Genomic DNA, 26,147 nt, shown 5'->3' on the forward strand with positions numbered 1-26,147 from the left:
GTGCCTTACTCGGCCATGGGGCGGGCGAAGACGTCGAATTCGCGCTTGATTTCCTCATAGACCGCGCGCTTGAAATCCACGATCCGGGCCAGCACGTTATCAAAATCCAGCCAGGACCATTGCGAGAATTCGGGTGGTTCGCCCTCAACACTGCGGGTGATGTCGATCTCGTCGTCTTGGCCTTCGAATCGCATGGCGAACCAGATTTGCTCTTGCCCCCGATATTTCAGCTTATACGGGTTGCCTGCCAGATGGTCGGGGAAGATATAGGTCAAAGGGCGCGAATGACGAGCCAGGATCGTGACGTTGCGACAGCCGATCTCCTCTTCTAACTCGCGCATGGCGGCCAAAGCGGGATCTTCGCCTGGCTTCAGGCCGCCTTGGGGCATCTGCCAGCCGCCGATGGCATCGTTGCGCTGGCCGCAAAACAGCAATCCTTGTCGGTTGAACAAGGCCATGCCAACGCATGGACGCAAGGGCATGGGATCAAGGGGAGCCATCGGACACCACCGCCGTCACGGGAACCAGGACAAAGCCTTTCTTGCCCAGGCCGCTCAGCCATGTGTTCAAGGTTTCCAGCACATAAGGCGTGGGGTTCGAGACCATGCCCACCGCCTTGCCCTCGGCCTTGGCCGTGCGTTCCAGGTCTTGCAGGGCGGTCGTGACGCTGGACGGGTCGATATCCAAATCGGCGTCGATCAATCGGCTGCTGACCGCATGCGGCATTTTTAATCGCTTGGCGATGTCGCCGGTCACGGCCTGGGGAGCCAGGCGCGTTTCAAACCACATCAGGCCCCGGTCATGCACTTCCTTTAAGACAGGTTCCATCTTGTCAGGCACCGAGATAAGACGTGTGCCGCTAAGCGTGGCGACGCCCACATAGCCGCTGGCCTTGGCCAGATGGCGTTGCAGACGTTCGATATTGCTGGAGTCGTCCAGGCTGGACAAAAGAGTCTCGGGGCCAGGATCGTCTTGGGGATAGTCCAAAGGCTCCATGGGCAGCATCAACAGGGTTTCATGCCCGCCGCGCCGCGCATAGGTGATCCCGTCCGCCACGAAACTGCCTTGGGCGTCAAAGCCCAATGTCACCTCTGGGGGTAATTTCCCTAAAATCGTCTGGGTGGTCAACGCCGACACGCCAAGCCCCGCCACCAATATCGCTACGCGCGCGCCTTTGGTCGCGCCCGGAGGCACAGGGCGCGCATAGACCTGCCAAGGACGACGGCCATCGGCGGCGATGCGCGGTAACAAACCCACCGTAGAATTCTCCTGCAGGCCTTCGACCGGCGCAGGGGGTAAAGCGCCACTGGCCGATAGGGCCGGACCACCGCTGATGCCTTCCGTTGCGGCGTCGCCGTTGGGCGCTTCGCTTTCGGTCGTGGTCTGAGCAGCCTCGATCTGCATCACAACCCGTGTGGAATCGTTCGTCGTCGTCGCCTCCTGCGACGGCCACAAGACCAGGACACATACGGCCAGAACGACCACGCTCGCCCATGCGGCCACCAGGCGCGGGTCGAATTTGGCCATGAGGCTACGGGTGTTGATGTTTTTCAGGGACGGCATCGAAAGTACTTTCATCGCTCCCGGCACAAGCAAGATGTTCGCAAGACTATGGCCCAGCCATACGGTGCGCATCAAGCGTCTTGCCGGTCACTTGTCCATCATAGCGTGGGCAAGCGGAGATTAGGCCCCAAAGCGATGGGTCGTTACCACTTAGTAATGTATCTGGGATGGGTCGTGCGTATTATATCTCATCAGAATCTAGGTTTGGTCCTTCACATCCCGTTAACCAGAAACTACCATCATGTCGGGAAATGGGCGATTCAAAGGTGACTCATGGAGCGCATATATCCATGAAAGCAGGGATTCGGATCTGGGCTGTGTGTGGAATCGTCGGCTTGGCGGCGACGCTGATGGGCGTTGCCGCGCTGGCTGGCGAAGGATCTGTGCGCGTGCGTGGCGGGGTGCATGCCGATTATGACCGCTTGGTCTTTGATTGGCCGCAGGATGTTCCTTACACTCTCAGCCGCAAAGACAACTTGGTCACGTTGACATTCCGCCAATCCGCACGAGCCATCATGGAGAGCGTTCCGGCGAATAAATTCGCGCATCTGCGCGGCCTGGCGCAAGAGAGCAAATCGGGTGCATTATCGGTGACATTTAGCGTCACGCCTGGCGGTACGGTGCGTCATTTCCGCGACGGCACGCGCGTGGTTGTTGACGTGCGTGGCGGCGGTGCAAGTGGCGAGATCGCGCGCAAAGATAAAGATGAGGACGATGAATCCACGGATTCGGCCAAGGCGAACACAACTCTGCTGGCGCAGGAATCTCATTCGGCCTCGGCTCAGACCGCTCCTCCGGTCAAGCCGGTTCCTCCTGCGGCCAAGGATTCGCCATCTGCCACACCCTTTGCGACTGCCGCTCGGGCAGAACCGGCTGCCGCCTTGGCAGCGACTGAGGCGTCTGCCGAACCGCAACAGATTGGCCGCGTGTTGCTGCTGCGGGTCAGTCCCAGCGTTCCGACGGCGCTGGCGGTGTTTGTCCGCGCAGGCCAAGGCTATGCGATCTTTGATCGCAAATTGGATCCGGGCGTGGTGGCCCCCACGACGGTCGAAGGCATCAAGCCGATGGCCTTGGCCGATGTCAGCGCCTATCGCTGGCCGGTGCCGCGCGCCACGCGGCTGAAGGTCGAACGTCAGGGAACGTCCTGGCTGGTGTGGCAGGTAACCTCGCCCGAGGCCGTGCCGGGCCTGTCGATCTTTCCGCAAATGCGCTTTGGTCTGGGCGATCGTTTGCTGATCAACGCCATCAATCCTTCGGGCGCGATCAATATGACGGATCCCGTTTTGGGCGACCGCTTGATCATCGTTCCCTTGCCCGAGGCCAATCAGAAGATCCTAGATGCCCGCGCATTTGCCGAGTTGCGTTTGTTGCCGACTGAACAAGGCGTGGTCGTGCGTCCTTTGGAAGACACGTTGGTGGCTGCGCCCGTCGCGGACGGGCTTGAGATTACCTCGCATGGCGGTTTGCGTCTGTCTCAGCCTTCCGATACGGGACGCATGACCGGCGCCATGAACGCGCCGGCACCTGATCTGTTCGATCTGATGGGTTGGCGCGGCGATCAACGTCTTTCCTTGACGGAGGGACGCCAGAAAATGCTGGCGGACATCATCGAACGTCCCGAGACCGATAAGCCGCGTTTGCATTTAGACTTGGCGCGTCTGTATTTCTCGTGGGGCCTGGCGCAAGAGACCATCGGCACGCTGCAAATGTTGGCCAAGGAAAGCGCGGTCATGACCAAGCAAAAGGAATATCGGTCCTTGAAGGCTGCGGCATTGATCATGACCGGCTATCCCGATGAAGGTCTGGCGGAGTTCTCGGCGCTTGACATGATGCCCAGCCGCGAGGCCGCATTGTGGCGTGGCCTGGCCCAAGCGGGCCGTCACGAATGGGATGCGGCGCTTAAGAATCTCATTGCGGGCCATGCCTTTTTGCGAGGTTACCCCGAACCTTTCTTTGGGCGTTTTATGGTCCTGGCCTCTGAAACGGCGATTGCCGCCGGTGACATGGCCCAGGCCGCGACCTGGTTGGATGAGCTGGACGCCCAACCCGTGGAGCAGACCAGCCGCGATACGGGAGTCTATCTGCGCGGCGTGGTCGAGGCCAAGCGCGGCCATGGCGATGCCGCCCAGCGACTATGGGAAAGCGTGACGGATAGCCGCAATCGTTTGGTGGGCGTGCGCGCCGAATTGTCGTTGGTCGATCTGGCTATTGCGCGGGGCAAGATGACTCCCCTTCAGGCGACGGAACGTTTGGAAGGTTTGCGCTATGTCTGGCGCGGCGATGATCTGGAGATCGATATTTTGCGCCGTCTGGGCGAATTCCATGTTCAGGCGCGGCAATATTCCAAGGCGCTGTCGGCTTTTGGCTTTGCGGGTAAGCTGTATCCGCAAAGCCCCATGGTGCCCGAACTGCAAAAACAAATGACCACCGCGTTTCGTCAGGCGATGCTTAACGCTCCGCAAGAAACCGGCCTGACGCCGCTCGAAGCGTTGTCTTTGTATCAGAACTATGGCGCGCAATTGGTCTCGGGGGATGACCGCGACGCCATTGGTCGCCGACTGGCCGAACAATTGGTGTCGGTGGATCTGCTGGATCGGGCGGCGGGATTGTTGGAGGAACAGGCGTTGCGGATGAAAACGCCCGAAGGCAGCGCGATCGGCGCCCGCGCGGCGGCGATCCGTCTGTTGGACGGTAAGGCCAAGGAGGCCGTGGCCATTTTGGATAGCAGCAACTATCCCGGCCTGACCGACGCTCAGCAGCATGAACGCCGCATGTTGCGCGCCCGCGCGCTTTCGGACATGGATCAGGCGGATGCGGCCTTGGCTTTGCTGGATCAGGATGACAGCGAGACCGCGCGCATGCTGCGTTCGGATATCACCTGGCAAGCCAAACACTGGGCGCAGGCCGCCGAGGCCTTGGCCCGGATCACCAACGACAAAGCGGGGAAGGCCCTGAATGAAAAGGAAGCGCAATTGATTGCGCGACAAGCGGTCGCTTTGGCTTTGGCTGGAGACGATGCCAAATTGCAGGCTCTGCGCCAGTCCTATTTACCCGCTATGGAAAAAACGCATCAGGCCAGCATCTTCAATCTGTTGACAGGGCCGCAACGAATGGGCAGCTTATTGGATGTCGCCGTGGCGCGCACGCGCGTGGCGGAAGTCGGGCTGTTTCAAAGCGTCCTCGACTCCTACCGCAAAGTCGCGCCCTCAGGAGCGGAGGCACCCGCGCCCAGTGGTCCCGTGGCGCCCAATCCCTAAACACTCCGCACCGCCCCTGATGCGCGTAACCGAAGACCGGAAGGGGTAAACGCGCATGAGCGATGACGAGCATGACAGCGCGACCATCCTGCACAGCCAAGAAGACTTTGCCGCCATGCGCAAGGCGGGCAAACTGGCGGCCCAGACATTGGACTATATCACGCCCTATGTTTTGCCCGGCGTGACGACGGAGCGTCTGGATACGCTGTGCGAGGCTTTCATCCGCGATCATGGCGCGATTCCGGCCCCGTTGGGATACCGGGGATTCCCCAAATCCATCTGCACCTCGGTCAATCATGTGGTTTGTCACGGCATTCCCGGCGATAAGAAATTGGCCGATGGGGATATCGTGAATGTCGATGTCACCGTCATCTTGGATGGCTGGCATGGCGATACCAGTCGGATGTTCTGGGTGGGGCAGCGCGTCAGCCGCTTGGCCGAACGCCTGACCAAGGTCACATGGGAAGCCATGATGATCGGGATCAAGACCGTGCGCCCGGGGGCGACTTTGGGCGATGTGGGGCACGCCATACAGTCCCATGCGGAAAGCGCCGGATTTTCGGTGGTGCGCGATTTTTGCGGGCATGGGCTTGGCACGTTCTTTCATGGACCTCCCACGGTGCTGCATTACGGCAAGCCTGGGCGCGGCGTCGTGCTGCAACCGGGCATGTTCTTCACCATCGAGCCGATGATCAATGCCGGTAAGTATCCCGTGAAGATTCTGGCCGATGGCTGGACGGCGGTGACGCGCGACCGGTCGCTTTCCGCGCAGTTCGAGCATTCGGTGGGCGTGACCGAGGATGGATGCGAGATATTCACCCAGTCATGCTTGGGCTGGGATGCTCCGCCTTACGTCATGACGGCGGACACGCCATGACGGCGCGTCCCGCTTTATCACAAGACAGCTTGTTGCCGAGTACGGATGACGACGAGGACCAGCCACCCGCGCATTACCTGAATCACCGGCACAGATTGCGGCGGCGTTTTATCGAAGGCGGCGCGCAAGCCCTGCAAGAATATGAGATGGTCGAGCTGATCCTGTTCAGCGCCTTGCCCCGGCGCGACGTGAAGCCGCTGGCCAAAGACTTGCTGCGCGTCTTCGGATCGTTATGGGATCTGGTGAACGCCTCGCCCGACCGTCTGGCCGCCTATGGGCTTAAGGATGGGGCCATCGCGGCCTTGACCATCGTCGGTGCCGCCGCCTTGCGGGCAGGGCAGGGGCGTATCATGAACCAGCCGGTCTTTGGTAACTGGGACGCCGTGATGGAGTATTGCCGCGCGGCCATGGCGCATGAAAACAGCGAACAACTTCGCCTGATGTTCATCGGTCCGCGCAACCGCCTGCTGGCCGAAGAGGTGCAACAGCGCGGCACCGTCAACCACACGCCTGTCTATACGCGCGAAGTGGTGCGTCGTGCATTGGAATTGGGGGCCACGGCGCTGGTCATGCTGCACAACCATCCCAGTGGCGACCCCACGCCCAGCCGTGCCGACCTGGAACAAACCCGCGAGATCGACAAGGCCCTGAAATCCGTCAGCATCGACCTGCTCGACCACGTCATCATCGGACGCGGCGGCCGCGTCTTTAGCATGAAGAACGAGTCGGCGCTATAAGCTGCGGCTTGTCACGTCGCCCAAGCTATTTGCTCCGAATACATCCTTATACCCTCATATTCCCCTCAATAACGGTCAATGCATGCCCTGAAATAAGAATACGATCTCCTGCTATTTCTAAATCCAGTTCGCCGCCTCGCTTTGATGCCTGATACGCACGCAATTTTTCTTTACTAAGCTTTTCAGCCCAATACGGAGTCAATGTACAATGCGACGACCCAGTGACCGGGTCTTCAGCAATGCCGTCATCGGCGCAAAAGAAACGTGAGATGAAATCATATCTGTTATCCGAGGATTGAGCCGTCACAATAATAAAATCATCGTATTTAGCAAGCGCATTAAAATCGGGATTTATATCCCGAATAGTCTGGTCAGATTCGTAAACCAGCATAAGGTCGCGTGCCTTATACGCCTCCATTGGTTTGGAATCTATCCCAAGTCCTGACAAGACAGAATCAGGAATATCTTGAATATCTATTTTTCTGCCTGGTCGGGATGGAAGGTCCATTCTGTATCCAGATTCTTTCTTCTTCACGCAAAGTGTCCCTACAAATTTCGTATCAAAATTCACTTCATTTGTATTTTTGTTTACTTCTGTTAGATAGATATGAGCAGCGGCCAGGGTGGCATGACCACATAAATCAATTTCAAACATGGGCGTGAACCAACGAAGAAGCGGATTCTGACCATCACGAAGCAAGATAAAAGCCGTCTCAGATAAATTCATTTCAACGGCAATATTTTGCATAAGTTGATCGTCTATTTCCTTATCTAGAAGAAATACGGCAGCAGGGTTGCCTTTGAATGGCTCTTGAGCAAAGGAGTCAACCTGCCAGAACTTCATATTTTCTCTCATTTTTTACCTCCTGATTAGTGTGAACAGCCCCCTCATTTGAGACCAAAAACCGTCTCAGTGACTCTGGCGGCGCACAGGCTATTTCGCCCAAGCTATGTAGGTATTCCGCCTACAACGTCAAGCATCCAAACTGGAGCGCGCGTTAAACCGCCAAGAAACCGTGCTTCATAAAGAGACGGAGAATAAGTTGACAGCAAATGTCTGGACTTACTAGGCATCCGTACCAGTATGGCGCCATGGATCGATGCGGGCGATGCTGTTCTCCAATTGCTTAAGCTATCGGCTCAGCTTTATCTATCATCGCTGCGCTTTTGCTCTTTGACGTTATCAACCTACACAGAACGTTTTCGAGAGAACATCATGGAATCGGCGGTGGGGGTGGTGGTCCATCGCGCATGTGGTCAGCGATGATCTTGCGTTCCTGAGGCGTGAGCTTTTCAAGCAGCGCACGCATGCGCGCACGACTTTTTTTCATATTCTCATCCATCAGCGATTGCATGCGCTCTTCAGCTTTATCAAGGGCAGCGGCATTCCAGTCTGGTGCACCAATAGCTTCGGCTATGGCTTTGCGCGCGTTCTCAATATCCTCTCGCCCATTCTTGTGTATGTCGTGAATATCGGCGAAGGTTTCACGCATCAATGCGCGGCCTTGGTCGGACATTTGGCCGGACAGTTCCGATATCGGCCCACCATCACGCAGCCCAGGGAATGGCCCGTGTGGAGGATGATAAATTGCTCTGCCCAGAAGGAAGCCAACAAGCAGAATGTTCAAACCGAGCGAGGCATAATAGGTCAGCCAGTTGTTTTTCGTCATAGTATCCTCTGATGTGCGTAATAAAGGCTGTTTAAGAGAGGGTCTTCGCTTTGACCTGCCGGTTCGGATTGCAAGACCTTGTGGGATTCTGCATCGCGTGAATCAGCGGCATCCGCATAGATAGTTCCTGCGGCAAAGCTGGCGACGAAAAGCGCGGCAGCCACGAATAGATGTACGCGCGACAGCATGAGATTGGCCGAAACGGCATGATAAGGTGTTCCCCCCAAAAGAGAAGAAACTGCCGATGTTTCAGCATTAGCCCGCAGGCGTGCCGCAAAACCAGCGGGAAGCGTCGCCCGCGGCTGCGCTTTAAGCGTCGCCCGCAGCCTTGCTTCAAAAAGACTGTCTTCCCTGTTCTTCATGTTACTCCTCCGTACATTTTTCTTCCTGTCCTTGTAACGCAAGAAAGTTGGTATGCCTTTTGCCTTCTCTTGTTTTTTTATTTTTATTTCTTTCGTGAAGTCTGACCTTCCTTTCTTAGTAGGTCTTTTTTGAGACGCTGGCGAGCACGATAAAGCAGCGATTCAAAGGCTTTTACATGCATTTTCATAACCGCGGCCGCTTCGGCTTGCGAAAAGTCATCGTAATAGTAGAGTTGAACCGCCACATTCTGTTTAGGTGGTAATTGGCTAACGGCTTTAATCAATGCATGGCCTTGCTCATCATGCAGAAGTCGATCTTCTGCATTGGCAGATCCATCGACTATATCGGTCAGAATATCATCGCCTTCCGTCTTTCTCAGGCGGCGCCGATAGTCGAGAAAAAGATTGACGAGAACGCGGTAAAACCAGGTGGTGAATAGTCCCCCCTCCGGTTTCCATGCAAAAGGATTGCGCCACAGACGCATAAAGGCCTCCTGCAGAATATCGTCGGCATCGGCATGGGAGCCGCTAAGACGCAGGGCAAGATTAAAGAAACGATCACCATGTCGCCGGACGAGCCTTTCAAAGGCCGTTGCATCGCCCGCCTGAATGGCTTCGATCAATTTTTCGTCACACGGCATTTTTGTTTCAGGATTCTCGGACACTACGGATAACACTTACATGAAACGAGGAACAACGCACAAATCCTTCGTGAAGCGCCTTAAAAATCTCACATGTTTGATAGATATGCACCCTTCATCAGGAATTGCCAACAGCGGCGAAGGATTAGTCGATTTCAAACGTTACAGATACATGGTCGCGTAAGTTTTTATAAAACCTCTCCAATTCTGACCCTTCACCGCACTCCCAGAGCAACCCCCAGACAGGAGAACGAACATGTCATCTGCCATCGGAAATATAGGCACAAGCGCATCCTTCACAGCATCGTTTAAACAACCCAGCGATGAGGAAATCCTTGCCAAAATAGAAAAGGACTTCGGAAAAGATGCCATCGCCAGCGTGACCGATGATGAAGGTAAGCTCGATAAAGCCAAGCTTGAAGATTTTCTTAGAAGCAAAGGTGTTCAGCCACCACAAGGCGGAGGAGGAGGCGGACAAGGCAATGCGGCGGGCGGCTCCCAGCAAGCGGGTGGCCCATCGGGAAGCGGTGGCAGCAGCGCGTCGACTGAGGTTAAGAGTGAGACGCGGCAATCTAATCCAGATGGCTCTGTCACGACCACGATCACCTACATTGATGGCAGCGTAGAAAAGACGACGAGCCAACCTGATTTGGAAAAAGCATCGGACAATTATAAACTGCAGCACCCGGAGAAAGATAAGAAGAACAATGACAAGGAGACTGAATCGGGCTCTCTTGTTTCGATCAAGGTCTGACAACAGAGCTCCCTGCTCTCGCTGGCGATTAACGTGGAGATGAAACAACTCATCATAAAAAACGACCCTGCATGATGACAGGGTCGTTTTCTGTCTACAAAAGCATCCTTATGCAAATAAGGATGCTTTTGTCAGTTCCTGCATAGTCGCCTCGCGATTAAGCGACGAGTTGTAGGATTGCGCTGCCTTCATGAACTCCTGCAAAAGGGCAGTGGTTTGATTGCTCTCTGTTGCCGTCGTTGAAGCCGTGCCGCTTTCAGATGTGCTGGTGCTGTCGTTTGCACTGTTGGTGTAGCCATATTTCTTCAGAATGGATTCCAGCGTGTCTTCAAGCTCGCTGTCATCTGAAGAAGCCATGCCGCCCATGGGTGGTGGCGGGCTGCTAGGGCCACCTTTTGGCATGGAGGCCTCAAATTGGCTTTGCGTGACTGATCCGGCATTGTCGGTATCAATCGAAGCAAAAAGTTCGCCTGCCTTCTCTTCGCTCACGCCTTTGGGACGTGCATCGACAAACTCCTCTTTCGTGACCTTGCCGTTTTGATCTGTGTCGATTTTTCCGAATAACGCGTCAGAGGAAGACGACCCGTTCTGGCTCTGCGTGTCTTGCGTTTTCGTACCTTGGTTTGAAAGCAGACCAATCAGGCTTGAGAGCATATCACTGGAAAGATTGCTGCCCATTGAACCCATACCATCCGGCTTGTTTGCTTTCATCCCAGCATCAAGCTGGTCTTGAGTCAGCGCATTGCCGCCCTCGGTATCAATCTTCGCGTAAAGCGCGGCTGAATCGGCCTCGCTTACATTTTTTGGGCGCGCACTGATGAACTCATCCTTGCTGATGCCGCCACTGCCATCGCTGTCCATCTTACTGAACATGGCCTGACGCATCTGCGCATGGTGAGCCATCCCGCCGCCTGAAATTGCACTTAGGCTCGTCATAGGGGGTCTCCTTTGGTTACGGGCAGGATTAGTCCTACCTGTATCTAAGAAACGCAAAGCCGTGCCTGAAGCCTCCACCCATCCTTCGGATAAAATTTATTCAATAAAATCAACGTTGTTTTTAGGTCGCGACCGGTATTTTTTGCCGACTTTTATCGAGACATACGATATTTTGTTGAACGGTCCGCGCAATCGCTTGCTAGCCGAAGAGGTGCAACAGCGCGTCACCGTCAACCCCACGCCCAGCCGTGCCGACCTGGAACAAACCCGCGAGATCGACAAGGCCCTGAAATCCGTCAGCATCGACCTGCTCGACCACGTCATCATCGGACGCGGTGGCCGCGTCTTTAGCATGAAGAACGAGTCGGCCTGGTAATCTCAGACTACGGGCAAGACGGCAAAGCGGTTTCTTATAGGGAGCAGGTGCCTGCTATCAAGGCTTGGGTTGCTCGCTGTACCGGGGCGCGGTTGGGGGATAGCGGTAGTCGTTGGGTCGCGGTGGATAATCGACACCCCAACCGCTCCCATAGATGCCACCGCCATTGTTAGGTGTGATGATCATGGGGCGCTCTTTTCCATCCCCACACAAAGCGGTGGCGTTGACGCCAAATGCGGCCAACCCCGATGATCCCCTTAATCTGTCAGCCCTGTCGCTGTTGCGCAAAAGCAGGTCGCATTGATATATACGCCCACCATTCGAGCCGGAAATGGTGCCGATGACCTTGATATCATAGCTTGGAGTGAGGCCAGGGATATTGTATCCCGCCATTCGTTGCACAGGGGGATAACAGACATTGATGTAGGCAATCAATCCCCCTCCTGGAGCCGTGCCAACCTCCGTCAGGATATCGGGCGAGTAGAGGCGGCCCAAAGCCAACTGTTCTGCCGGTGAGCTATAATCCGTGCATTCTGGATGCCGCGCGGCACGCCTATCGTCTTCTCTTACTTTAGCCTCACCGCGAGTCTCCCATGCAACTCCCGCCGACCACCAAGAAGGCACGCCCGCTCTGTCGCTCATGGCTTTTTTTTGTGTATCCGTCATTCGTTCCCCGGAAAGGGAATATTCATCTGTCTTGTAGGTTTGCATTCCTCCACATCCCACCAGCAGACTGATGGGCATGAGAATCGCAGCCAACCGGTAGGCAGCCGATGTGCGCTTGGTGGATACGCTTTGCGCCGTACGCTTAAACAAATCACGGACATTGTACATCAGCTTACCCTCCCGGCAGCTTTGTTGAGCCGTTGGTACTAATATCGAGGCTGCGACCATCTTCCTTGCGACCTAGGGTCGGAATATGGGGGAACGCGATACGGCGGAGGTCGCAAGCCTGGCGCATAATCATAAGAAGGAGAGCCATAAGAAGGCGCGCCATAAGAAGGCCCAGGGGATCCCGGAACAATACTCTCAAGGGATGTGTCATATGGCAGTACCGAGGGTTGCCCAGATGTCAGTGAAGTGTCCGTTTCTTTTGTTATGACGCGCAAACTCCACCCCCTATCGGTGGCTACGGCCACCGGTTTGACGGCATCATTCGAAGAAATAATCACCCCTCTTTTTGCCCCATCTATGATGGCTGCTTCGCGGATTTCATCCATGATGCTTGCATGAACATATGCATTGGTGAGCGGGATTGATCCCTTTAATTGTATCGCATGCAACGCCAGTAAATTGGCCAAGTCTCGTCGCTCTTTTTTATCACGATCGTTCTTCCCACCCGTTTGTGCTTCCTCTAAATTTTTTAGACGATATGCTGCGGCTTCTTCCCTTTTACCTGGGGGTAGCTGGCTCATTTCCTTGGTGACCCGCTTGTCTAGTGCGGCAGAATTCGAGCCATCATAGCCATACTTCTTCGTAAGAAATGCGTAGGCAATCTTTGCTGGATGATCCGTGCACGGCGCCCAGCCCGCCCCCGTATCGCATTGAGCCATCGTAAGGCTATGAGACGCGAGAGGAAAGAAACTACCGCCAATTGTAACGCCGTAAACTTCCGTCTGCCCTGGATGAAGAGTCCCGCATCCCGTTTGGGCTGCGACCAGTGTCCACAAAGCGCCAGCCATACAAGTTTTGCTATTCTCTTTAAATATTTTCTTTAAATGATCGCCATACATCATTGTATCTCCTATTCTTTTAGGGTAAGCGTCGATGCGGGAACGGAGAGAAACAGCATCGACGCTCTAGCCCCATGGGGTGTCATTTTTCTCAGTCGAACCGGCTTCATTCTATCATATGCGTGGCATGATTGGGATTAGTTGCTTTTACGGCGGGCCAATGAGGGGGCAGTTTCCTCTTGAGCCTTAAGCCATGTCCGCATGCCGCGCAGCTCGTTCAAGGTCTTTTCGAGTGTGCGGCGCATCGGGGCTTCGTTTGGTTTTGCCGAAATGGGGTTTTGCGCCTCGGTCTTGGCCAAGGATATCTGCGCGCGGTTCTTTGTCTGTGACACCGTCTTTGGCGAAGCTTCCCCGTTCAGCAATTGCTGAACGCCTCGGATAGTATAACCCTGACGGTGCAACAGATCGTGCAGACGTCGCAAAAAGGCGACATCCTCCGGGCGATAATACCGCCTGCCGCCTGTGCGTTTGACCGGTTTGATCTGTGAAAAACGGCTTTCCCAAAAGCGCAGGACATGCGGTGGCAAGCCTAAAATCTGGGCAACTTCGCCGATCGTACGATAGGCGCCGTCCTCCTTTTCGGAGGACGGCGTGTCAGATAAAGAAAGTGCTGTACGCCCGATCACGCCTTACGTCCGGCCCCAGAGCGGGCCAATGTGCGGTTAAGACGCGCCTTCAACACATGGCTGGCGCGGAAGCTGAGAACGCGCCGAGGGAGAATCGGGACTTCTTTGCCCGTGCGCGGATTGCGGCCCACACGCTGACGCTTGTCACGCAGATTGAACGCGCCGAAGGAGGAAAGCTTGACATTCTCACCGTTTTCCAGGGCCTGGGAAACGATTTCAAGCATCTGTTCGACCAGTTCGGCCGATTCAAGACGCGACAGACCCACATGTCGATAAATCGCCTCGCTTAATTGGGCGCGGGTCAGAGTTTTCGATTCGGTATCTTCCATGGGTTCCTCCACTGGCGCGTTGCGGCGTCACGTTGGCTCAAGCTGCCTCGGGCATTCTACACATCTTCCTTCGACAAGGCTATCTTATGAGGGGCTTGTGGGCAAATATTAAACTTTTCCGATGATGCTACCGGAAACCGTTTTAGGATTACGGGTTGCCAGAACGGCGCGGGGCGATTATACCGGCCCCTTGAAGACGGCGGCGAATCTGTCGCGTTAACCATGATGAGGACTTCCAGGACGTGGCAGACGAAGCAAGCAAAGTCGTCATTGTCGAATCTCCGGCCAAGGCCAAATCCATCAACCGCTATCTGGGCGGGGGATATAAGGTGCTGGCCTCTTTCGGCCATGTGCGCGATCTGCCGTCCAAGGACGGTTCGGTACGACCCGATGACGATTTTGCCATGGATTGGGAAGAAGGCGAAAAGGCCGCGCGCCCCTTAAGCGAGATCGTCAAGGCAGTTAAAGCTGCGGATGTCGTCTTTCTGGCCACTGACCCTGACCGTGAAGGGGAGGCCATCGCTTGGCATGTTCAGGAAGTATTGCGCCAACGCAAGGCGCTGGGATCAAAGCCCGTTCACCGGGTGATGTTTCATGAAATCACAAAAACGGCGGTTCAAAAGGCCATCGCCGCGCCGCGCGAGCTGGATCACAATTTGATCGAAGCCTATTTGGCGCGCCGCGCCTTGGATTATCTGGTGGGCTTCACTCTTTCGCCGGTGTTGTGGCGCAAATTGCCCGGATCGCGCTCGGCCGGACGTGTGCAGTCGGTGGCTTTGCGTCTGGTATGCGAACGCGAAGAGGAAATCGAAGCCTTCGTCGCGCGCGAATATTGGAGCATTGAGGCGTTGTTGCGCTGCCCGGGCGGCGAATTCACCGCGCGATTGTCGCATATGGACGGCAAAAAGCTGGACAAGTTCGCCATCAACAACGAGGCGGACGCCCAGGCGGCGGTCATCCGTTTGCAGGGCATGGCCTTTGCGATTGGCGAAGTTGAAAAGCGTCAGATCCACCGCAATCCGCCGCCGCCTTTCATCACCTCGACCTTGCAGCAAGAGGCCTCGCGCCATCTGGGTCTTGGTGCCGCGCAGACCATGCGCTTAGCGCAGCGATTGTATGAAGGCGTGGAGATCGGCGGCGATACCGTGGGTTTGATCACCTATATGCGTACCGACTCCACCAATATGGCCCAAGAGGCCGTGGCGTCGGCGCGTCAGATGATCGAAAAGGTATATGGCGCGCGTTATGTGCCCGAATCGCCGCGCCTGTATCGCACCACCGCCCGCAACGCCCAAGAAGCGCATGAGGCGATCCGCCCCACCGACATGACTCGCCGTCCGGAAAGCCTGCAGGGCTATTTGGATGCCGAGCAATTGAAATTGTACGATCTGGTATGGAAGCGCGCCGTGGCCTCGCAAATGGCCAGCGCCTTACTGAACCAGGTCAGCGTCCATATTCCTGGCCAAGAGGGCGCCAAGGTCGAAGCCGCCGCGCTGCATGCCACAGGAACGACGGTAGCCTTCGACGGCTTTCAGCGTCTTTACAACGAAGGCCGCGACGATGCGCCCGGCGATGAAAAAGATGAGGAACGCCGCCTGCCTCCGATGAACACCGGCGAGAAGGCCGATGCCAGCGCCATCACGCCGCACCAGCATTTCACCGAGCCGCCTCCGCGCTATACCGAAGCCAGTCTGGTCAAGAAAATGGAAGAGCTGGGCATCGGGCGGCCTTCCACTTATGCCAGCATCTTGCAGGTCCTGCAGGACCGCAATTATGTGAAGCTCGAGCGCAAGCGATTTATCCCCGAGGATCGCGGCCGCTTGGTCACCGCCTTTTTGGTCAAGTTCTTTGGCCCCTATGTGGCCTATGAATTCACTGCCGATCTGGAAACGCGCCTTGACGATATCGCGGCGGGCGAATTGGCTTGGAAGGAATTGCTGCGTCGTTTCTGGACCGCCTTTGCCTCTGCCGTGGACGGAACCAAGGACCTTAAGATCAGCGATGTCATTGACGCGCTGGATGAGTCCTTAGGATCGCATTTCTTTCCGGTCCATGACGGTCAGGATTCGGCTGACCCCCGAATATGCCCTTCGTGCAAGACCGGTCGCCTAGGGTTAAAACTTGGCCGTTTCGGGCCATTTATCGGCTGTTCGAACTACCCCGAATGCCGCTTTACCCGCCCGCTGGCCGTGGGCAATGGCGACGACGCGGCGGCGGTCGCGCGGCTGGAAGGCCCGCGTCTGTTGGGGCAAGACCCTGCCACTGGATTGCCCGTCGCGATACACCAAGGACCTTATGGCCCCTATGTGCAGCTGGGCGAAAAACCGCCCGCCGCGCCCAAGACCAAAGGCAAGAAAAAGAAGACCAAAGGCGAGGACGGGGCCAGCGCATCCGTCGACGACGCCAAGCCCAAGCGGGTGTCATTGCCCAAAGGTTTGGCGGCGGATGCCGTGACCTTGGAACAAGGCTTGGCCTTGTTGGCGCTGCCGCGCGAGGTGTGTAAACACCCCACCAGCGGCGATGTCATCAGCGCGGGAATCGGTCGGTTCGGCTCTTATGTGAAGATGAAGAGCACCTATCGCACCTTGCCGCCCGATGAAGACGTGCTGACGGTCGGGGCCAACCGCGCGGTAGCCTTGATCGATGAAGCCATGACCAAGGGCGGCGCGGGGCGTCGTGGCGCGGCAACGGGGCGTGAACTGGGCGCGAACCCGCAAGACGGCACGACGATCAGTGTGCATTCGGGCCGCTATGGCCCCTATGTCAAGAACGGCAAGATCATGGCCACCATCCCATCGAGCGAATCGGCGGATGACATATCGCTCGAGCGCGCCATGGAATTGATCGAAGCCAAGGCCGCCAAACAGCCTGCGGGCAAGAAGAAGGCCGCCGCTCCTAAAAAGACCGCTTCGAAGAAAGCTGTCCCGAAAAAGGCGACCGCAAAAACCACCAAGAAAGCGCCTACGAAGAAGAGCAAATAGCTTGGGCGAAATAGCCTGTGCGCCGCCAGAGTCACTGAGACAGTTTTTGGTCTCAATGAGGGGAGTGTTCCCACTAACTCGTGCGTTCGCTCTTCGCTACGGGCCTTGACGCCTTGCGAAAACTCTTCACGCCAAGAACTTTTGCTCAATCCCTGCAAATTCTCCTCAAGAATCCAAAGAAAAACGAGGATTTGATATGCAGCTAGACGCAGGATTCGGGCACTATGGTGAAGATCATTCAGTCCACTTTCTTTAAACAATTTTCCACAGCGTATGCACACTGTTCGCCTTTTGTTAACATACCGCCGGTTGGTCCTGAGTAGTTAATTGCGCTCACAATTTCCTTCTGCATCACAACATTTACAACACAAAAGCGACGTGATGCAGCACTCGAAGCAAATGTCGAAGCGGAACCGTTCACAGAAATCTGCGGTCCTCCAACCGTGGCTGTTGCCTGGCCATAACTCTGACCTGCAGCAAAGGCATCCACTCTCCCGTTACCTGAACTATATACCCAAATCTCAACATCATCTTCTCTAGCCTTTTGGGTGGGCACCCCCATGCATGAGAGTATTTGCTTTTTTGACATGCCTACCAGGTCGGTTTGAGCTTGTTCGGCCATTCGCGATCGTTGAACCGAACACCCTATGAGCAGCACAAACGCAGCACTAAGGAATAATATGCTTTTTGTCATGATCACAAACCCTCCAGATTTCCGAGATGACTTGAGTTTTTCTTAAAAAATGCAGTAAAGCAAGAAATAATAGTGTAAACAAAGGGCATAGTGCCCGACACAAGGGAGAGGGGCAGAGAATATAACGCTCGAGCGCGCCATGGAATTGATCGAAGCCAAGGCCGCCAAACAGCCTGCGGGCAAGAAGAAGGCCGCCGCTCCTAAAAAGGCGGCTCCTAAAAAGGCCGCAGCTCCGAAGAAACCAGTCAAGAAGAAAGCCCCCGCGAAGAAGTCAAAATAGCTTCGACGGTATGATGCTAAATTAGTCGCTTCTGATGTGAAGGCAGGGGTATTCCAAACCAGACTTTCATCGGCAAGGATAGGCCATGAACCCTTGCTTTGGCGAGGGCAGGCTCCATCGGGCCGATTCTGTGGGTGGTGGCGATTATAGCCGTCTTGGCCGCTGCCATTGCGGCGGGGTCGGGTTCGTTCAATGGCGATATTTCCGCCGTCAAAGCCAAGGCCCAAGCAACGGCCATTCTCGGTTATGTCAATGAATTGCAAATAGGCGTGGATAGAGTTCTATTGCGCTGCCCGGATACGCAAATCAGCCTCGCCAATTCGTCCAAGGCAGATGACGGGCTTTTGCATACCCCCCGGCAATGTCCGGTTTAGCGTGCGTGTTTCGGCACGCCAAGCTCCAACTCGCTTGCCTCTAGGCTGTGAATCTCGTCGCGTAGCGCGGCGGCTTGTTCGAATTCCAGGTTTTCGGCGGCTTTGCGCATACGTTTTTCCAGTTCCGCGATATGGGCGCGCAGATTGGCTCCCACCCATTCGGGTTTGGCGCGTTTGTCGGTGGCGACGGTCACGCGATCGCCGCGCTCATAGACGCTGGCCATCACATCGCCGATGGCTTTGCGCACTCCTTCCGGGGTAATTCCGTTGGCCTCGTTATAAGCGTTTTGTTTGGCGCGGCGGCGCGAGGTCTCTTCCATCGCGGCCTGCATGCTGCCGGTGATCTTGTCGGCGTAGAGCACGACGCGCCCGTCCAGATTCCGCGCCGCGCGGCCGATGGTTTGGATCAGTGACGTGCGGGAACGCAAGAATCCTTCTTTGTCGGCGTCAAGTATCGCCACCAAAGCGCATTCGGGAATGTCCAGCCCCTCGCGCAGCAGATTGATCCCCACCAGCACATCATAGGTGCCAAGGCGCAGGTCGCGGATGATCTCGATCCGCTCCAAGGTCTCGATATCGGAGTGGAGATAACGCACGCGGATTCCCGCTTCGGTCATATATTCGGTTAGGTCTTCGGCCATTTTCTTGGTCAATGTCGTCACCAGAACGCGCATGCCCTTGGTCGCTGCCGCCCGGCATTCGGCCATCAAGTCATCCACCTGGTGTTCTGTTGGACGGATGATGACCGGCGGGTCCATCAGACCCGTGGGACGCACCACTTGCTCAATCACATGTCCTTCGCAGCGCGCCAGTTCCCACGGTCCGGGCGTGGCCGAGACGAAGACGCTGTGCGGGCGCAACTGGTCCCATTCCTCAAAGGTCAAAGGCCGGTTATCCATGCAAGCGGGCAGGCGGAACCCATAGCGCGCCAGGATGCTTTTGCGGGCAAAGTCGCCGCGCGACATGGCCTGAATCTGGGGCAACATCACATGGCTTTCATCCACGAACAGCAACGCGCTTTTGGGCAGATATTCGAACAGAGTCGGCGGTGCCTGGCCCCGCTTTCTGCCGGTCAGATAGCGGGAATAATTCTCGATGCCTGGGCAGCTTCCTGTGGCGGCGATCATTTCCATGTCAAAGCGCGTGCGCTCGGACAGACGCTGCGCCTCGACCAACATGCCCTGCTGTTCGAACCAGGCCAGACGCTCCTTTAGGTCATTTTTGATCTGAGCCATGGCCTGAACCAAGGTCGGTTGGGGCGTGATGTAATGGCTTTTGGCGTAGATGCGTATCCGATCTAACGTGGCGAATTTCTCACCCGTTAACGGGTCAATTTCTTGAATAGAATCAATTTCATCTCCGAAGAAGCTGATGCGCCACGCGCGGTCTTCAAGATGCGCGGGGAACAGCTCTAACGTATCGCCCTTCAGACGGAACGTGCCGCGCGCAAAGGCGATGTCGTTGCGGACATATTGCAAGGTCACCAATTGCTTGGCCAATGCCTGCGGCTCGATCTGCTGGCCCTTGGCGATATCCAAAACCATGCCGGCGTAATCTTCGGCCGAGCCGATGCCGTAAATACAAGATACAGATGCGACGATGATCACATCGTCGCGTTCGAACAAAGAGCGCGTGGCCGAATGGCGCATGCGGTCGATCTGTTCGTTGATTTGGGACTCTTTTTCGATATGCGTATCGGATTTGGGGATATAGGCCTCGGGTTGGTAGTAATCGTAATAGGAGACGAAATACTCCACCGCATTGTCGGGAAAGAAGCTCTTCATCTCGCCATATAACTGCGCGGCCAGGGTCTTGTTATGCGCCAGTATCAGAGCCGGGCGCTGAGTGGCCTGGATCACATGCGCCATGGTGAATGTCTTGCCCGAACCGGTAACGCCCAGCAGAACTTGATCGCGCCGCTCTTGCGTCAGTCCCTCGACCAACGCGGCAATCGCCTGAGGCTGATCGCCCGCAGGCTGGAAATCGGACACCAGATTGAACCTCTTCCCCGCCTCGGGACGCGAGAGAGGCTGTGGCGGCGTGGCGGGGTCAAGGATCACGGGGTGAGACATGGTATCGATTCTTATCTTAATATGGCGTCTGCCACGAGGCAGTTTTTCATTCAGCTGATACCGCTTCTCTAAGTTTTGTGTCTTGATGAAGGGCTTTGCGCCAAACCTACGGCCAGTAAGGTCAACCATGTGATGGTGACGGCAGGAATCTGTAGGCTGAAATCTACCAAACTGTGCAATCCCACCAGAATCGTCGCGGCCAAGGCCAAAGCGGAATAGATGCCGTCGCGCCGCCGATGCCACACCCCTTGCGCCACGCGAAGGACGATCAAAGCCACAGCCGTCCATAGCGCCACGGCGGCGGGTATCCCAAGGTCCAAGATCATCTCTAGCCAATCATTGTGCTGGTGATGAAACCAAGTGCGGACATTGTCATCGCGGAACAGGCGAAAAATGCCGTCAAAACTGCCCAGCCCATAACCCAACCAGGGCGAGGCCGATGCGGCGCGCCAGCCAATCTGATAGGCCGCCAACCGCTCGCTGGCATCGTCGTTCAATAGCCCTAGCCGCGCTTCGATGCCGTGTCCGGCAACCATATAGCCCAACATCAGTCCGCCCAAGATAACCACCAAGGTCAATGTCATGGGCCATCCCTGGCGGCGCTTGTTCAACGCCAGCCCTAACCCGAACACCGCAAGCCCGATCGCGGTGCAGACAAATCCCGCCCGTGAACCGCTCAGCAAGAACGCGCCCAAGATGCTGACAACGCCCAGACACGTCCAAAGCACCGGTCCGCTATGCGTATTCAGCCATTGCGATAAAGCAAGATGGGAACTCGACGAATGTCCCATCGGTATGCGTCCAAAAGTCTTGATTGCCACCGCGATCATGGCCAATAGTCCCAGCCCCGCGAAAGTGGCATAGCTGTTGTGGTTGACGAAAGTCGCCGTGACGAATTTCTGATACGCCCATTTTTCAAACCACAAGATCATCGGCTGTTCGGGAATGTGCTGGGCAGCCAGACCATAGACCGCCAGCCCGACCGAGATTATCGCCACCCCTTTGACAAGTTGCTTGGCCCGATCCCGATCAAGGGCCAAAACCAAAACCGCCGTGAAATAGGCGGCATAGGTCAAAAGACGCATCACCGACATCAGGCCAAGCGCCGGATCGATACTGATCGAGGCCGGAAGGTCGCGGCCCAAGGCCATGCCTGCCTCTGCCCATAACGGATGGTTCCATGTCGTGGGCAGCCAGGGGCAGGTTTGCAGCAAGCCCCAACCCAGCACCAGAGCGAACAAGACCGTCGCCGGTATCAATGTGCCGCGCAATTGGCGCAGGCCTGTGCTGCGAAGCGTTTCTCGTGTCAGGGGAATAACCAAAAGCAGCAAAACTGCCGCCATACACGCTAGGATGCTGGCGGCCAAAGGTCGCGCCGACCCAAAAGGCAACGGGGCCACCGCCAGCAACAGCAAGGTCCAGGCGGTTGCCATCCCATCCTTGGGCGGACGGGAAGAAGACGAAGCGAGATTATTCATGGCAAAAACGGGTCCAACGCGAAGGTGATTCGTTCCAAGGATATGCCTGAACGGGGTTCAAGGTGTCAAAACCTGCGCCGGAACTATCGCCCAATGCACAAGAATGGGAGACAAAGGGGCAGCGCTTTGCCATTCCAGAAGCATATCCGGCATTTTCTGCGCCACGGTCAACAGGCTTCGTGCCTCGGGCGACCAGTGCGCCAAATCGGTCGCGTCGGACCAAATCAAAACAGCGCCCCGTTTTATGCTGTCAGCGTTCTTGAACCGAGCCGTAGGATCGACCAATTGATCCGCAATCCACACATGGGGACGCGCGGCGGCGTACCAGCCAACATTCCCCGCTAGCCAAACATCGCCCACGGCATAAGGCAAAGGCAATCCCGGGAACCGCGCCGACCATTCGAGATCGATTTGGGCAGCCAAATCACGCCCAGGAAACAAGGCACGCTTTCCGCGACCCGTCAGGAAGGGAGATAACGGATAAAAACATATCAGGGCCACTTCCCATACCACCATCAAGACCGATGCGGCCACACCCAAGCGGCGCATGGCGCGATCATCGCATATCCATCGCCAGGGAGTAGCCGCCATCAGCCATGCGCCCACGAAGACCCACAAACTTACCCCCCACATGCTGCGTAACCGCAGGCCCGTCACGGCCGACAGCACCAGCAAGACCAGGAACGGCCCCCAACACAAGATCGTCAAAGCTCGACGACGCATCGTATCCAAGGCCGCATGATCGGCGGCGGAGGCTTCGTACGACACCGTGCCACGGCGCCAAGGCAACAACACAAGGGCCAGCATGGCCACCGGCAGCAGGGCTAAGAACTGCGCCAGCGCGAATTGTAAGGGGTGGCTAATATGTTGAATAAATCCCGTGGCCGTGACTTCGGCCCGACTGGCGGCATAGGCAAAGGGCATCCCGTGATTTCCCACCAACCAAGCCAAATGCGGCGTGGCGATTAACAACGCCGCCAACCCCGCCCACCAAGGCCCCCTTGTGCGCCACACACCGCGTGCCGCAGGGTCCAACACCAGGAAGGCTCCCATCACCGCCGCCAACAGCATGATGGTATATTTAACGTAAAATCCAGTTCCCACGCACAGACCAAGTATCAACCACCAACGGGTTTGTTCAGGGGTCCGCAAGGCGCGCATGAAGGCCCATCCGGCCAAGGCCCAAAAAGGGATCAGCAGGACGTTGGGATTGAACTCAACCGCCGTCAGACCCAGATAATGCACACCCAACAGCAAGATCACCGAGGCCACGGCCAGACGAGGCGTGACGATATCCAGCGCCAAACGCCCAGCCGCCAGCAAGGCGACCGCAATGGCCGTGTAACTGAGGAGGAAAGCGCCCCAATCGGCGCGTTCTGTCACGAATGCAACCAGCTCCAACAACCAAGCCTGCATGGGGGGGTGCTTGGCATAGCCCCATTGCATCTCGCGGCCCCACGCCAAGCCTTCGATCACGTCAAGGGGCAGATTGGGATGTACCAAGGCGCTGGCCACGCTCCACAACGCCGCCACCAAGACTGCCAACCCCGCGATGACGCGCATCGGATGCGCGTCCATCATCGCCCATAGACGAGACGTGTCGGAGGATTTTGTCATCAGCCGTTGCGCCTGTCGCTGATATAAGACGGTGCCTGCGGCGTGCCATGTCGCTCGGAAACCAGATACAGCGGACGCCGCTTGACCTCGATAAAGATTCGCCCGACATATTCGCCCAAGATTCCAAGCGCGGTCAGCTGAACCCCGCCCAGGAACAACACAGCTACCATCAAAGAGGCGTAACCTGGCACATCAATGCCCCGCACCAAGGTTTCGACGATCACCACCACCAGATACAACAAGGCTGCCAGAGACACCGCGAAACCGACCAAAGCACTCCAGCGCAAAGGCGCAACACTAAACGCCGCCAAGCCGTCAAAGCCAAAGCGAATTAACTGGTTCATGTTCCAACTGGACTGCCCGGCATGGCGATGCTCCACGTCAAAGGGCACGCTGGCCTGGGGAAAGCCTGTCCAGCTCATCAGCCCCTTCATAAAGCGGCCGCGTTCGGGCATGTGGTTCAGCGCATCGACCACCACATGATCCAACAGGCGAAAATCGCCGCTGCCTTCGGGAAGATCGATCTCGGCTAGGCGATGAAACAGACGATAATAACCCCATGTCATCACGCGGCGTAGCCAGGGGTCGGTGTCGCGGTTGCGGCGAACGGCATGCACCATGCGCGCCCCCGCTTTCCATTGCGCCACCATCTGGGGAATCACTTCGGGCGGATGCTGAAGGTCGCTATCCATCAGCACCACGCCATGCGCGTCGGCATGATGCAGGCCGCAGGTCAAGGCGGTGTCCTTGCCGAAATTGCGCGCCAGACGGATAAGCCGCAAGCGAGGCTCGCGCGCGCGCCATTCTTGAAGCCGTGCGAAGGTGTCGTCGCGGCTTCCGTCATCCACAGCCAGAATATGCCAATTGAGGCCAAGACTGCCCAGCACCGGCAATAGGCGGTTCATCAGCGCGTCCACATTCTCGCCCTCATTGTGAAAGGGCAGAACCACGGCCAGATCGGCCGAAAAATCCGGCGCGTTCACATGGGTCTCCGGAACAGGGATCATCCATTTCCTCGCATCATGAGATCAAAACTGAGGCGCATGGTGCCAGTGGATGGGCCGCGCAACAAGCATCCCTCTGACCCCGCATAAAAAAATACGGTGGCCCCGGTCTGTGAGACAGATTTTTGTGAATTCAAGAGAAAGTCCCACGCTCTGGTTGGGCCGTCTATACACGGAGCGCGAGTGAGTTGATAATGATCCGTAGGTTCCTGCAAATATGAATAAAGTGTGACGCGCGGCACCTTGTTTGAAGATACACATAAACCGATTCGGTTCTGGCTTGAGGCTGTTTGATATATGGGGAACTAGAAGAGTAGCGTGAGCGCGTTGTGGTTGTAAAAAGCCATCATCCCTTGCTGCTATAAGACAATATCTGAATGGCTATACACACATCGTTGCGCCATGGCACGAGCTGGCCGAGACCGGTTTCCTACTAACATCTTCAAACACAACATCCAGTAGGCACAGACGTCAACCACACAGCCCAGTAAGTTTAACGGGTCTGTTCGACTTATCTGCTTACCCTACAGCGCGCAGCAGGCGAGGGGAGGTGGTCATCATGTCGTCCTCATCCTCATGCGCGTGACTGCGCAGCAGCATCTGGCCGGCGGCGCGGATTAGGCGGCAGATTTCCGTGCTACCCTTGGCATTGCGCAGCTTTTGGCACAGGCGCGAATCGCGCATCAGGTGCGAGGCCCAAGACAACGCCTTGAGATGGTCGGCCCCGGCATGGCTGGGAGCCAACAACATCATCACCAGGTCCACAGGTTGATCGTCCACCGCATCAAAGGCCACGGGATGCGCCAAACGGGCGAACAGGCCTTGCACCTGATCCATCCCCTCGAGGCGGCCGTGAGGAATGGCGATGCCGCGACCGATTCCGGTCGTGGCCAGGCATTCACGCTCCCACAAAACATCGAAAATGGCATGCTCGGTCTGGCCCACCAGCGGGGCGGCCTGACGGGCCATTTCAAGCAAAACGCTCTTTTTATCGCTCGCTTCAAGACCCACAAACACGCCCTGATTTGTCAGAAGGGATTCCATCATGAACTCCTTTTGCTGTCTTTCTCGGCACTCGGCTGCATGGCGGGATCGACCCAGCCAATATGCCCATCGCGACGCCGATAGATCATGTTGAACCCACCATGCGAGCGGTTGCGGAACATCAAGGCCGACAGGCCACCCAGATCCAAACGCATGACCGCCTCGCCGACGGTCAGGTTTTCGATCTCGGTCGTCATCTCCGCGACGATGACAGGGTTGTTTTCCGTGACATCACTCTTGGAAGCTTCTTCCTTGTCAGGATCCAAAATGAAGTGGCTGACCGACTCGGCAACCTCGGCCGCCGAACGGCGGTCGCGGTGATGCACGTCGTTGAGACGCCCTTTATGGCGAAGGAGACGCCGCGCGATACGGTCCGCCGCCGCATCAAACGCCGCGTAAGGATCGGGGGCCTTACAGTCGCTTTGCAAGACGATGCCCTGACCAGCATGCACCGAAATGTCCGCATCGAACAAATGGGCTTCCTTGGACAGGGTGACCTGAGCCTCGATCGGATGGCTGAAATACTTGCCGACGATCTCTTTTAAGGCTTTATCGATATGGGTACGCAGAGAATCCCCGATATCGAGTTGCTTGCCCTTGACGGTCAAGGTCATCGCGTTCGCTTTATCTTGGTTCATGTTGAGCAGATTTCTCTCTAGGTTGCGACTGACATAAGCTGACGGTCCCGTTGGATGTGCCGGATCTTGCCGGATAAGCTTACCATCAACGGAGGCATCCATCT

Annotated in this window: 26 protein-coding genes; 8 read left to right on the forward strand and 18 right to left on the reverse strand. The window is 56.5% G+C overall.

Annotated elements, in window-relative coordinates; genetic code table 11:
- Positions 1 to 5: 5 nt before the first annotated feature.
- Together IPI58_00375 and IPI58_00380 are read right to left on the reverse strand one after the other, a co-directional pair.
- Positions 6 to 500, reverse strand: coding sequence for an RNA pyrophosphohydrolase (locus IPI58_00375; protein QQR69181.1), 495 nt, complete (start codon positions 498 to 500; stop codon positions 6 to 8).
- Positions 487 to 1,578, reverse strand: a complete 1,092-nt coding sequence (locus IPI58_00380) for a divergent polysaccharide deacetylase family protein (GenBank protein ID QQR69182.1) — start codon at positions 1,576 to 1,578, stop codon at positions 487 to 489. The genes IPI58_00375 and IPI58_00380 overlap by 14 nt, the downstream gene beginning before the upstream one ends.
- A gap of 275 nt (positions 1,579 to 1,853) precedes the next feature.
- On the opposite strand from IPI58_00380, the gene IPI58_00385 reads away from it, so the two are divergent.
- From IPI58_00385 to radC, 3 genes are read left to right on the forward strand one after another with little or no spacing between them, the layout of a single operon-like run.
- Positions 1,854 to 4,820 carry a hypothetical protein gene (locus IPI58_00385; protein ID QQR69183.1) on the forward strand — a complete coding sequence of 989 codons (2,967 nt, stop codon included), beginning with the start codon at positions 1,854 to 1,856 and terminating at the stop codon, positions 4,818 to 4,820.
- A gap of 55 nt (positions 4,821 to 4,875) precedes the next feature.
- Entirely contained in the window at positions 4,876 to 5,697 is an 822-nt protein-coding gene (gene map / locus IPI58_00390) for a type I methionyl aminopeptidase (GenBank protein ID QQR69184.1), read from the forward strand.
- On the forward strand, positions 5,694 to 6,434 hold the full coding sequence (gene radC, locus IPI58_00395; protein QQR69185.1) for a DNA repair protein RadC: 741 nt from the start codon (positions 5,694 to 5,696) through the stop codon (positions 6,432 to 6,434). The genes map and radC overlap by 4 nt, the downstream gene beginning before the upstream one ends.
- 46 nt (positions 6,435 to 6,480) lie before the next feature.
- Here the strand turns inward: radC and IPI58_00400 are convergent, their stop codons facing one another.
- From IPI58_00400 to IPI58_00415, 4 genes are all read right to left on the reverse strand, one after another.
- Entirely contained in the window at positions 6,481 to 7,278 is a 798-nt protein-coding gene (locus IPI58_00400) for a PhzF family phenazine biosynthesis protein (protein QQR69982.1), read from the reverse strand.
- A gap of 370 nt (positions 7,279 to 7,648) precedes the next feature.
- Positions 7,649 to 8,104, reverse strand: coding sequence for a periplasmic heavy metal sensor (locus tag IPI58_00405; protein QQR69186.1), 456 nt, complete (start codon positions 8,102 to 8,104; stop codon positions 7,649 to 7,651).
- Positions 8,101 to 8,466: a hypothetical protein gene (locus IPI58_00410; protein QQR69187.1), complete on the reverse strand. Its 366-nt coding sequence runs from the start codon at positions 8,464 to 8,466 to the stop codon at positions 8,101 to 8,103. Before IPI58_00410 ends, IPI58_00405 begins: the two co-directional genes overlap by 4 nt.
- Before the next feature lie 83 nt (positions 8,467 to 8,549).
- Positions 8,550 to 9,131 (reverse strand): sigma-70 family RNA polymerase sigma factor, encoded by a 582-nt coding sequence (locus IPI58_00415; GenBank protein QQR69188.1) that lies wholly within the window; start codon positions 9,129 to 9,131, stop codon positions 8,550 to 8,552.
- Positions 9,132 to 9,363: 232 nt separating this feature from the next.
- Between IPI58_00415 and IPI58_00420 the strand changes: the two genes are divergently transcribed.
- Positions 9,364 to 9,861, forward strand: a complete 498-nt coding sequence (locus IPI58_00420) for a hypothetical protein (protein QQR69189.1) — start codon at positions 9,364 to 9,366, stop codon at positions 9,859 to 9,861.
- A gap of 108 nt (positions 9,862 to 9,969) precedes the next feature.
- Here IPI58_00420 and IPI58_00425 read toward each other — a convergent pair whose 3' ends face one another.
- Positions 9,970 to 10,797 (reverse strand): EF-hand domain-containing protein, encoded by an 828-nt coding sequence (locus IPI58_00425; GenBank protein ID QQR69190.1) that lies wholly within the window; start codon positions 10,795 to 10,797, stop codon positions 9,970 to 9,972.
- Between IPI58_00425 and IPI58_00430 the strand changes: the two genes are divergently transcribed.
- Positions 10,763 to 11,173, forward strand: a complete 411-nt coding sequence (locus tag IPI58_00430) for a hypothetical protein (GenBank protein QQR69983.1) — start codon at positions 10,763 to 10,765, stop codon at positions 11,171 to 11,173. The genes IPI58_00425 and IPI58_00430 overlap by 35 nt on opposite strands.
- 57 nt (positions 11,174 to 11,230) lie before the next feature.
- On the opposite strand, the gene IPI58_00435 is transcribed toward IPI58_00430, so the two are convergent.
- From IPI58_00435 to IPI58_00450, 4 genes are all read right to left on the reverse strand, one after another.
- Positions 11,231 to 12,007: a hypothetical protein gene (locus IPI58_00435; protein QQR69191.1), complete on the reverse strand. Its 777-nt coding sequence runs from the start codon at positions 12,005 to 12,007 to the stop codon at positions 11,231 to 11,233.
- 38 nt (positions 12,008 to 12,045) lie between these two features.
- A complete protein-coding gene (locus tag IPI58_00440; protein QQR69192.1) occupies positions 12,046 to 12,909 on the reverse strand; it encodes a hypothetical protein in 864 nt (287 codons plus the stop codon).
- A gap of 134 nt (positions 12,910 to 13,043) precedes the next feature.
- Positions 13,044 to 13,529 carry a MerR family transcriptional regulator gene (locus IPI58_00445; GenBank protein ID QQR69984.1) on the reverse strand — a complete coding sequence of 162 codons (486 nt, stop codon included), beginning with the start codon at positions 13,527 to 13,529 and terminating at the stop codon, positions 13,044 to 13,046.
- A complete protein-coding gene (locus IPI58_00450; GenBank protein ID QQR69193.1) occupies positions 13,529 to 13,861 on the reverse strand; it encodes an integration host factor subunit alpha in 333 nt (110 codons plus the stop codon). Before IPI58_00450 ends, IPI58_00445 begins: the two co-directional genes overlap by 1 nt.
- 269 nt (positions 13,862 to 14,130) lie before the next feature.
- Here IPI58_00450 and topA point away from each other — a divergent pair, with 269 nt between their 5' ends.
- Positions 14,131 to 16,842, forward strand: coding sequence for a type I DNA topoisomerase (topA, locus tag IPI58_00455; GenBank protein ID QQR69985.1), 2,712 nt, complete (start codon positions 14,131 to 14,133; stop codon positions 16,840 to 16,842).
- A gap of 238 nt (positions 16,843 to 17,080) precedes the next feature.
- Here topA and IPI58_00460 read toward each other — a convergent pair whose 3' ends face one another.
- Positions 17,081 to 17,536, reverse strand: a complete 456-nt coding sequence (locus tag IPI58_00460; protein ID QQR69194.1) for a hypothetical protein — start codon at positions 17,534 to 17,536, stop codon at positions 17,081 to 17,083.
- Positions 17,537 to 17,675: 139 nt separating this feature from the next.
- Here IPI58_00460 and IPI58_00465 point away from each other — a divergent pair, with 139 nt between their 5' ends.
- Both IPI58_00465 and IPI58_00470 read left to right on the forward strand, forming a co-directional pair.
- A complete protein-coding gene (locus IPI58_00465; GenBank protein QQR69195.1) occupies positions 17,676 to 17,816 on the forward strand; it encodes a hypothetical protein in 141 nt (46 codons plus the stop codon).
- A gap of 98 nt (positions 17,817 to 17,914) precedes the next feature.
- Positions 17,915 to 18,190, forward strand: coding sequence for a hypothetical protein (locus IPI58_00470; protein ID QQR69196.1), 276 nt, complete (start codon positions 17,915 to 17,917; stop codon positions 18,188 to 18,190).
- Here IPI58_00470 and uvrB read toward each other — a convergent pair.
- From uvrB to raiA, 6 genes are all read right to left on the reverse strand, one after another.
- On the reverse strand, positions 18,187 to 20,262 hold the full coding sequence (uvrB, locus tag IPI58_00475) for an excinuclease ABC subunit UvrB (GenBank protein QQR69197.1): 2,076 nt from the start codon (positions 20,260 to 20,262) through the stop codon (positions 18,187 to 18,189). The genes IPI58_00470 and uvrB overlap by 4 nt on opposite strands.
- A 68-nt stretch (positions 20,263 to 20,330) precedes the next feature.
- Positions 20,331 to 21,695 carry an O-antigen ligase family protein gene (locus tag IPI58_00480; protein ID QQR69198.1) on the reverse strand — a complete coding sequence of 455 codons (1,365 nt, stop codon included), beginning with the start codon at positions 21,693 to 21,695 and terminating at the stop codon, positions 20,331 to 20,333.
- Positions 21,696 to 21,797: 102 nt separating this feature from the next.
- The gene (locus tag IPI58_00485) at positions 21,798 to 23,357 is read right to left on the reverse strand and encodes a glycosyltransferase family 39 protein (protein QQR69199.1); all 1,560 of its coding nucleotides are present in this window, start codon (positions 23,355 to 23,357) and stop codon (positions 21,798 to 21,800) included.
- Positions 23,357 to 24,364: a glycosyltransferase family 2 protein gene (locus IPI58_00490; GenBank protein QQR69200.1), complete on the reverse strand. Its 1,008-nt coding sequence runs from the start codon at positions 24,362 to 24,364 to the stop codon at positions 23,357 to 23,359. Before IPI58_00490 ends, IPI58_00485 begins: the two co-directional genes overlap by 1 nt.
- Positions 24,365 to 24,880: 516 nt before the next feature.
- Complete coding sequence (locus IPI58_00495) at positions 24,881 to 25,405, reverse strand: PTS sugar transporter subunit IIA (GenBank protein QQR69986.1); 525 nt, start codon at positions 25,403 to 25,405, stop codon at positions 24,881 to 24,883.
- A complete protein-coding gene (raiA, locus tag IPI58_00500; GenBank protein ID QQR69987.1) occupies positions 25,405 to 26,019 on the reverse strand; it encodes a ribosome-associated translation inhibitor RaiA in 615 nt (204 codons plus the stop codon). Before raiA ends, IPI58_00495 begins: the two co-directional genes overlap by 1 nt.
- Between the last annotated feature and the right edge of the window lie 128 nt (positions 26,020 to 26,147).

It is taken from the genome of Alphaproteobacteria bacterium (assembly GCA_016699305.1).
GTDB lineage: Bacteria > Pseudomonadota > Alphaproteobacteria.

What these genes read in the sequence shown, in the direction of transcription:
- IPI58_00460 (QQR69194.1), bottom strand. Translation starts at nt 17,536, where the DNA reads ATGACAAAAAGCATATTATTCCTTAGTGCTGCGTTTGTGCTGCTCATA.
- IPI58_00375 (QQR69181.1), bottom strand. Translation starts at nt 500, where the DNA reads ATGGCTCCCCTTGATCCCATGCCCTTGCGTCCATGCGTTGGCATGGCC.
- IPI58_00425 (QQR69190.1), bottom strand. Translation starts at nt 10,797, where the DNA reads ATGACGAGCCTAAGTGCAATTTCAGGCGGCGGGATGGCTCACCATGCG.
- radC (QQR69185.1), top strand. Translation starts at nt 5,694, where the DNA reads ATGACGGCGCGTCCCGCTTTATCACAAGACAGCTTGTTGCCGAGTACG.
- IPI58_00400 (QQR69982.1), bottom strand. Translation starts at nt 7,278, where the DNA reads ATGAAGTTCTGGCAGGTTGACTCCTTTGCTCAAGAGCCATTCAAAGGC.
- IPI58_00385 (QQR69183.1), top strand. Translation starts at nt 1,854, where the DNA reads ATGAAAGCAGGGATTCGGATCTGGGCTGTGTGTGGAATCGTCGGCTTG.
- IPI58_00420 (QQR69189.1), top strand. Translation starts at nt 9,364, where the DNA reads ATGTCATCTGCCATCGGAAATATAGGCACAAGCGCATCCTTCACAGCA.
- IPI58_00495 (QQR69986.1), bottom strand. Translation starts at nt 25,405, where the DNA reads ATGGAATCCCTTCTGACAAATCAGGGCGTGTTTGTGGGTCTTGAAGCG.
- IPI58_00450 (QQR69193.1), bottom strand. Translation starts at nt 13,861, where the DNA reads ATGGAAGATACCGAATCGAAAACTCTGACCCGCGCCCAATTAAGCGAG.
- IPI58_00465 (QQR69195.1), top strand. Translation starts at nt 17,676, where the DNA reads ATGGAATTGATCGAAGCCAAGGCCGCCAAACAGCCTGCGGGCAAGAAG.
- IPI58_00380 (QQR69182.1), bottom strand. Translation starts at nt 1,578, where the DNA reads ATGAAAGTACTTTCGATGCCGTCCCTGAAAAACATCAACACCCGTAGC.
- IPI58_00480 (QQR69198.1), bottom strand. Translation starts at nt 21,695, where the DNA reads ATGGCAACCGCCTGGACCTTGCTGTTGCTGGCGGTGGCCCCGTTGCCT.
- IPI58_00440 (QQR69192.1), bottom strand. Translation starts at nt 12,909, where the DNA reads ATGATGTATGGCGATCATTTAAAGAAAATATTTAAAGAGAATAGCAAA.
- IPI58_00405 (QQR69186.1), bottom strand. Translation starts at nt 8,104, where the DNA reads ATGACGAAAAACAACTGGCTGACCTATTATGCCTCGCTCGGTTTGAAC.
- IPI58_00435 (QQR69191.1), bottom strand. Translation starts at nt 12,007, where the DNA reads ATGTACAATGTCCGTGATTTGTTTAAGCGTACGGCGCAAAGCGTATCC.
- IPI58_00490 (QQR69200.1), bottom strand. Translation starts at nt 24,364, where the DNA reads ATGATCCCTGTTCCGGAGACCCATGTGAACGCGCCGGATTTTTCGGCC.
- raiA (QQR69987.1), bottom strand. Translation starts at nt 26,019, where the DNA reads ATGACCTTGACCGTCAAGGGCAAGCAACTCGATATCGGGGATTCTCTG.
- map (QQR69184.1), top strand. Translation starts at nt 4,876, where the DNA reads ATGAGCGATGACGAGCATGACAGCGCGACCATCCTGCACAGCCAAGAA.
- IPI58_00485 (QQR69199.1), bottom strand. Translation starts at nt 23,357, where the DNA reads ATGACAAAATCCTCCGACACGTCTCGTCTATGGGCGATGATGGACGCG.
- IPI58_00410 (QQR69187.1), bottom strand. Translation starts at nt 8,466, where the DNA reads ATGAAGAACAGGGAAGACAGTCTTTTTGAAGCAAGGCTGCGGGCGACG.
- uvrB (QQR69197.1), bottom strand. Translation starts at nt 20,262, where the DNA reads ATGTCTCACCCCGTGATCCTTGACCCCGCCACGCCGCCACAGCCTCTC.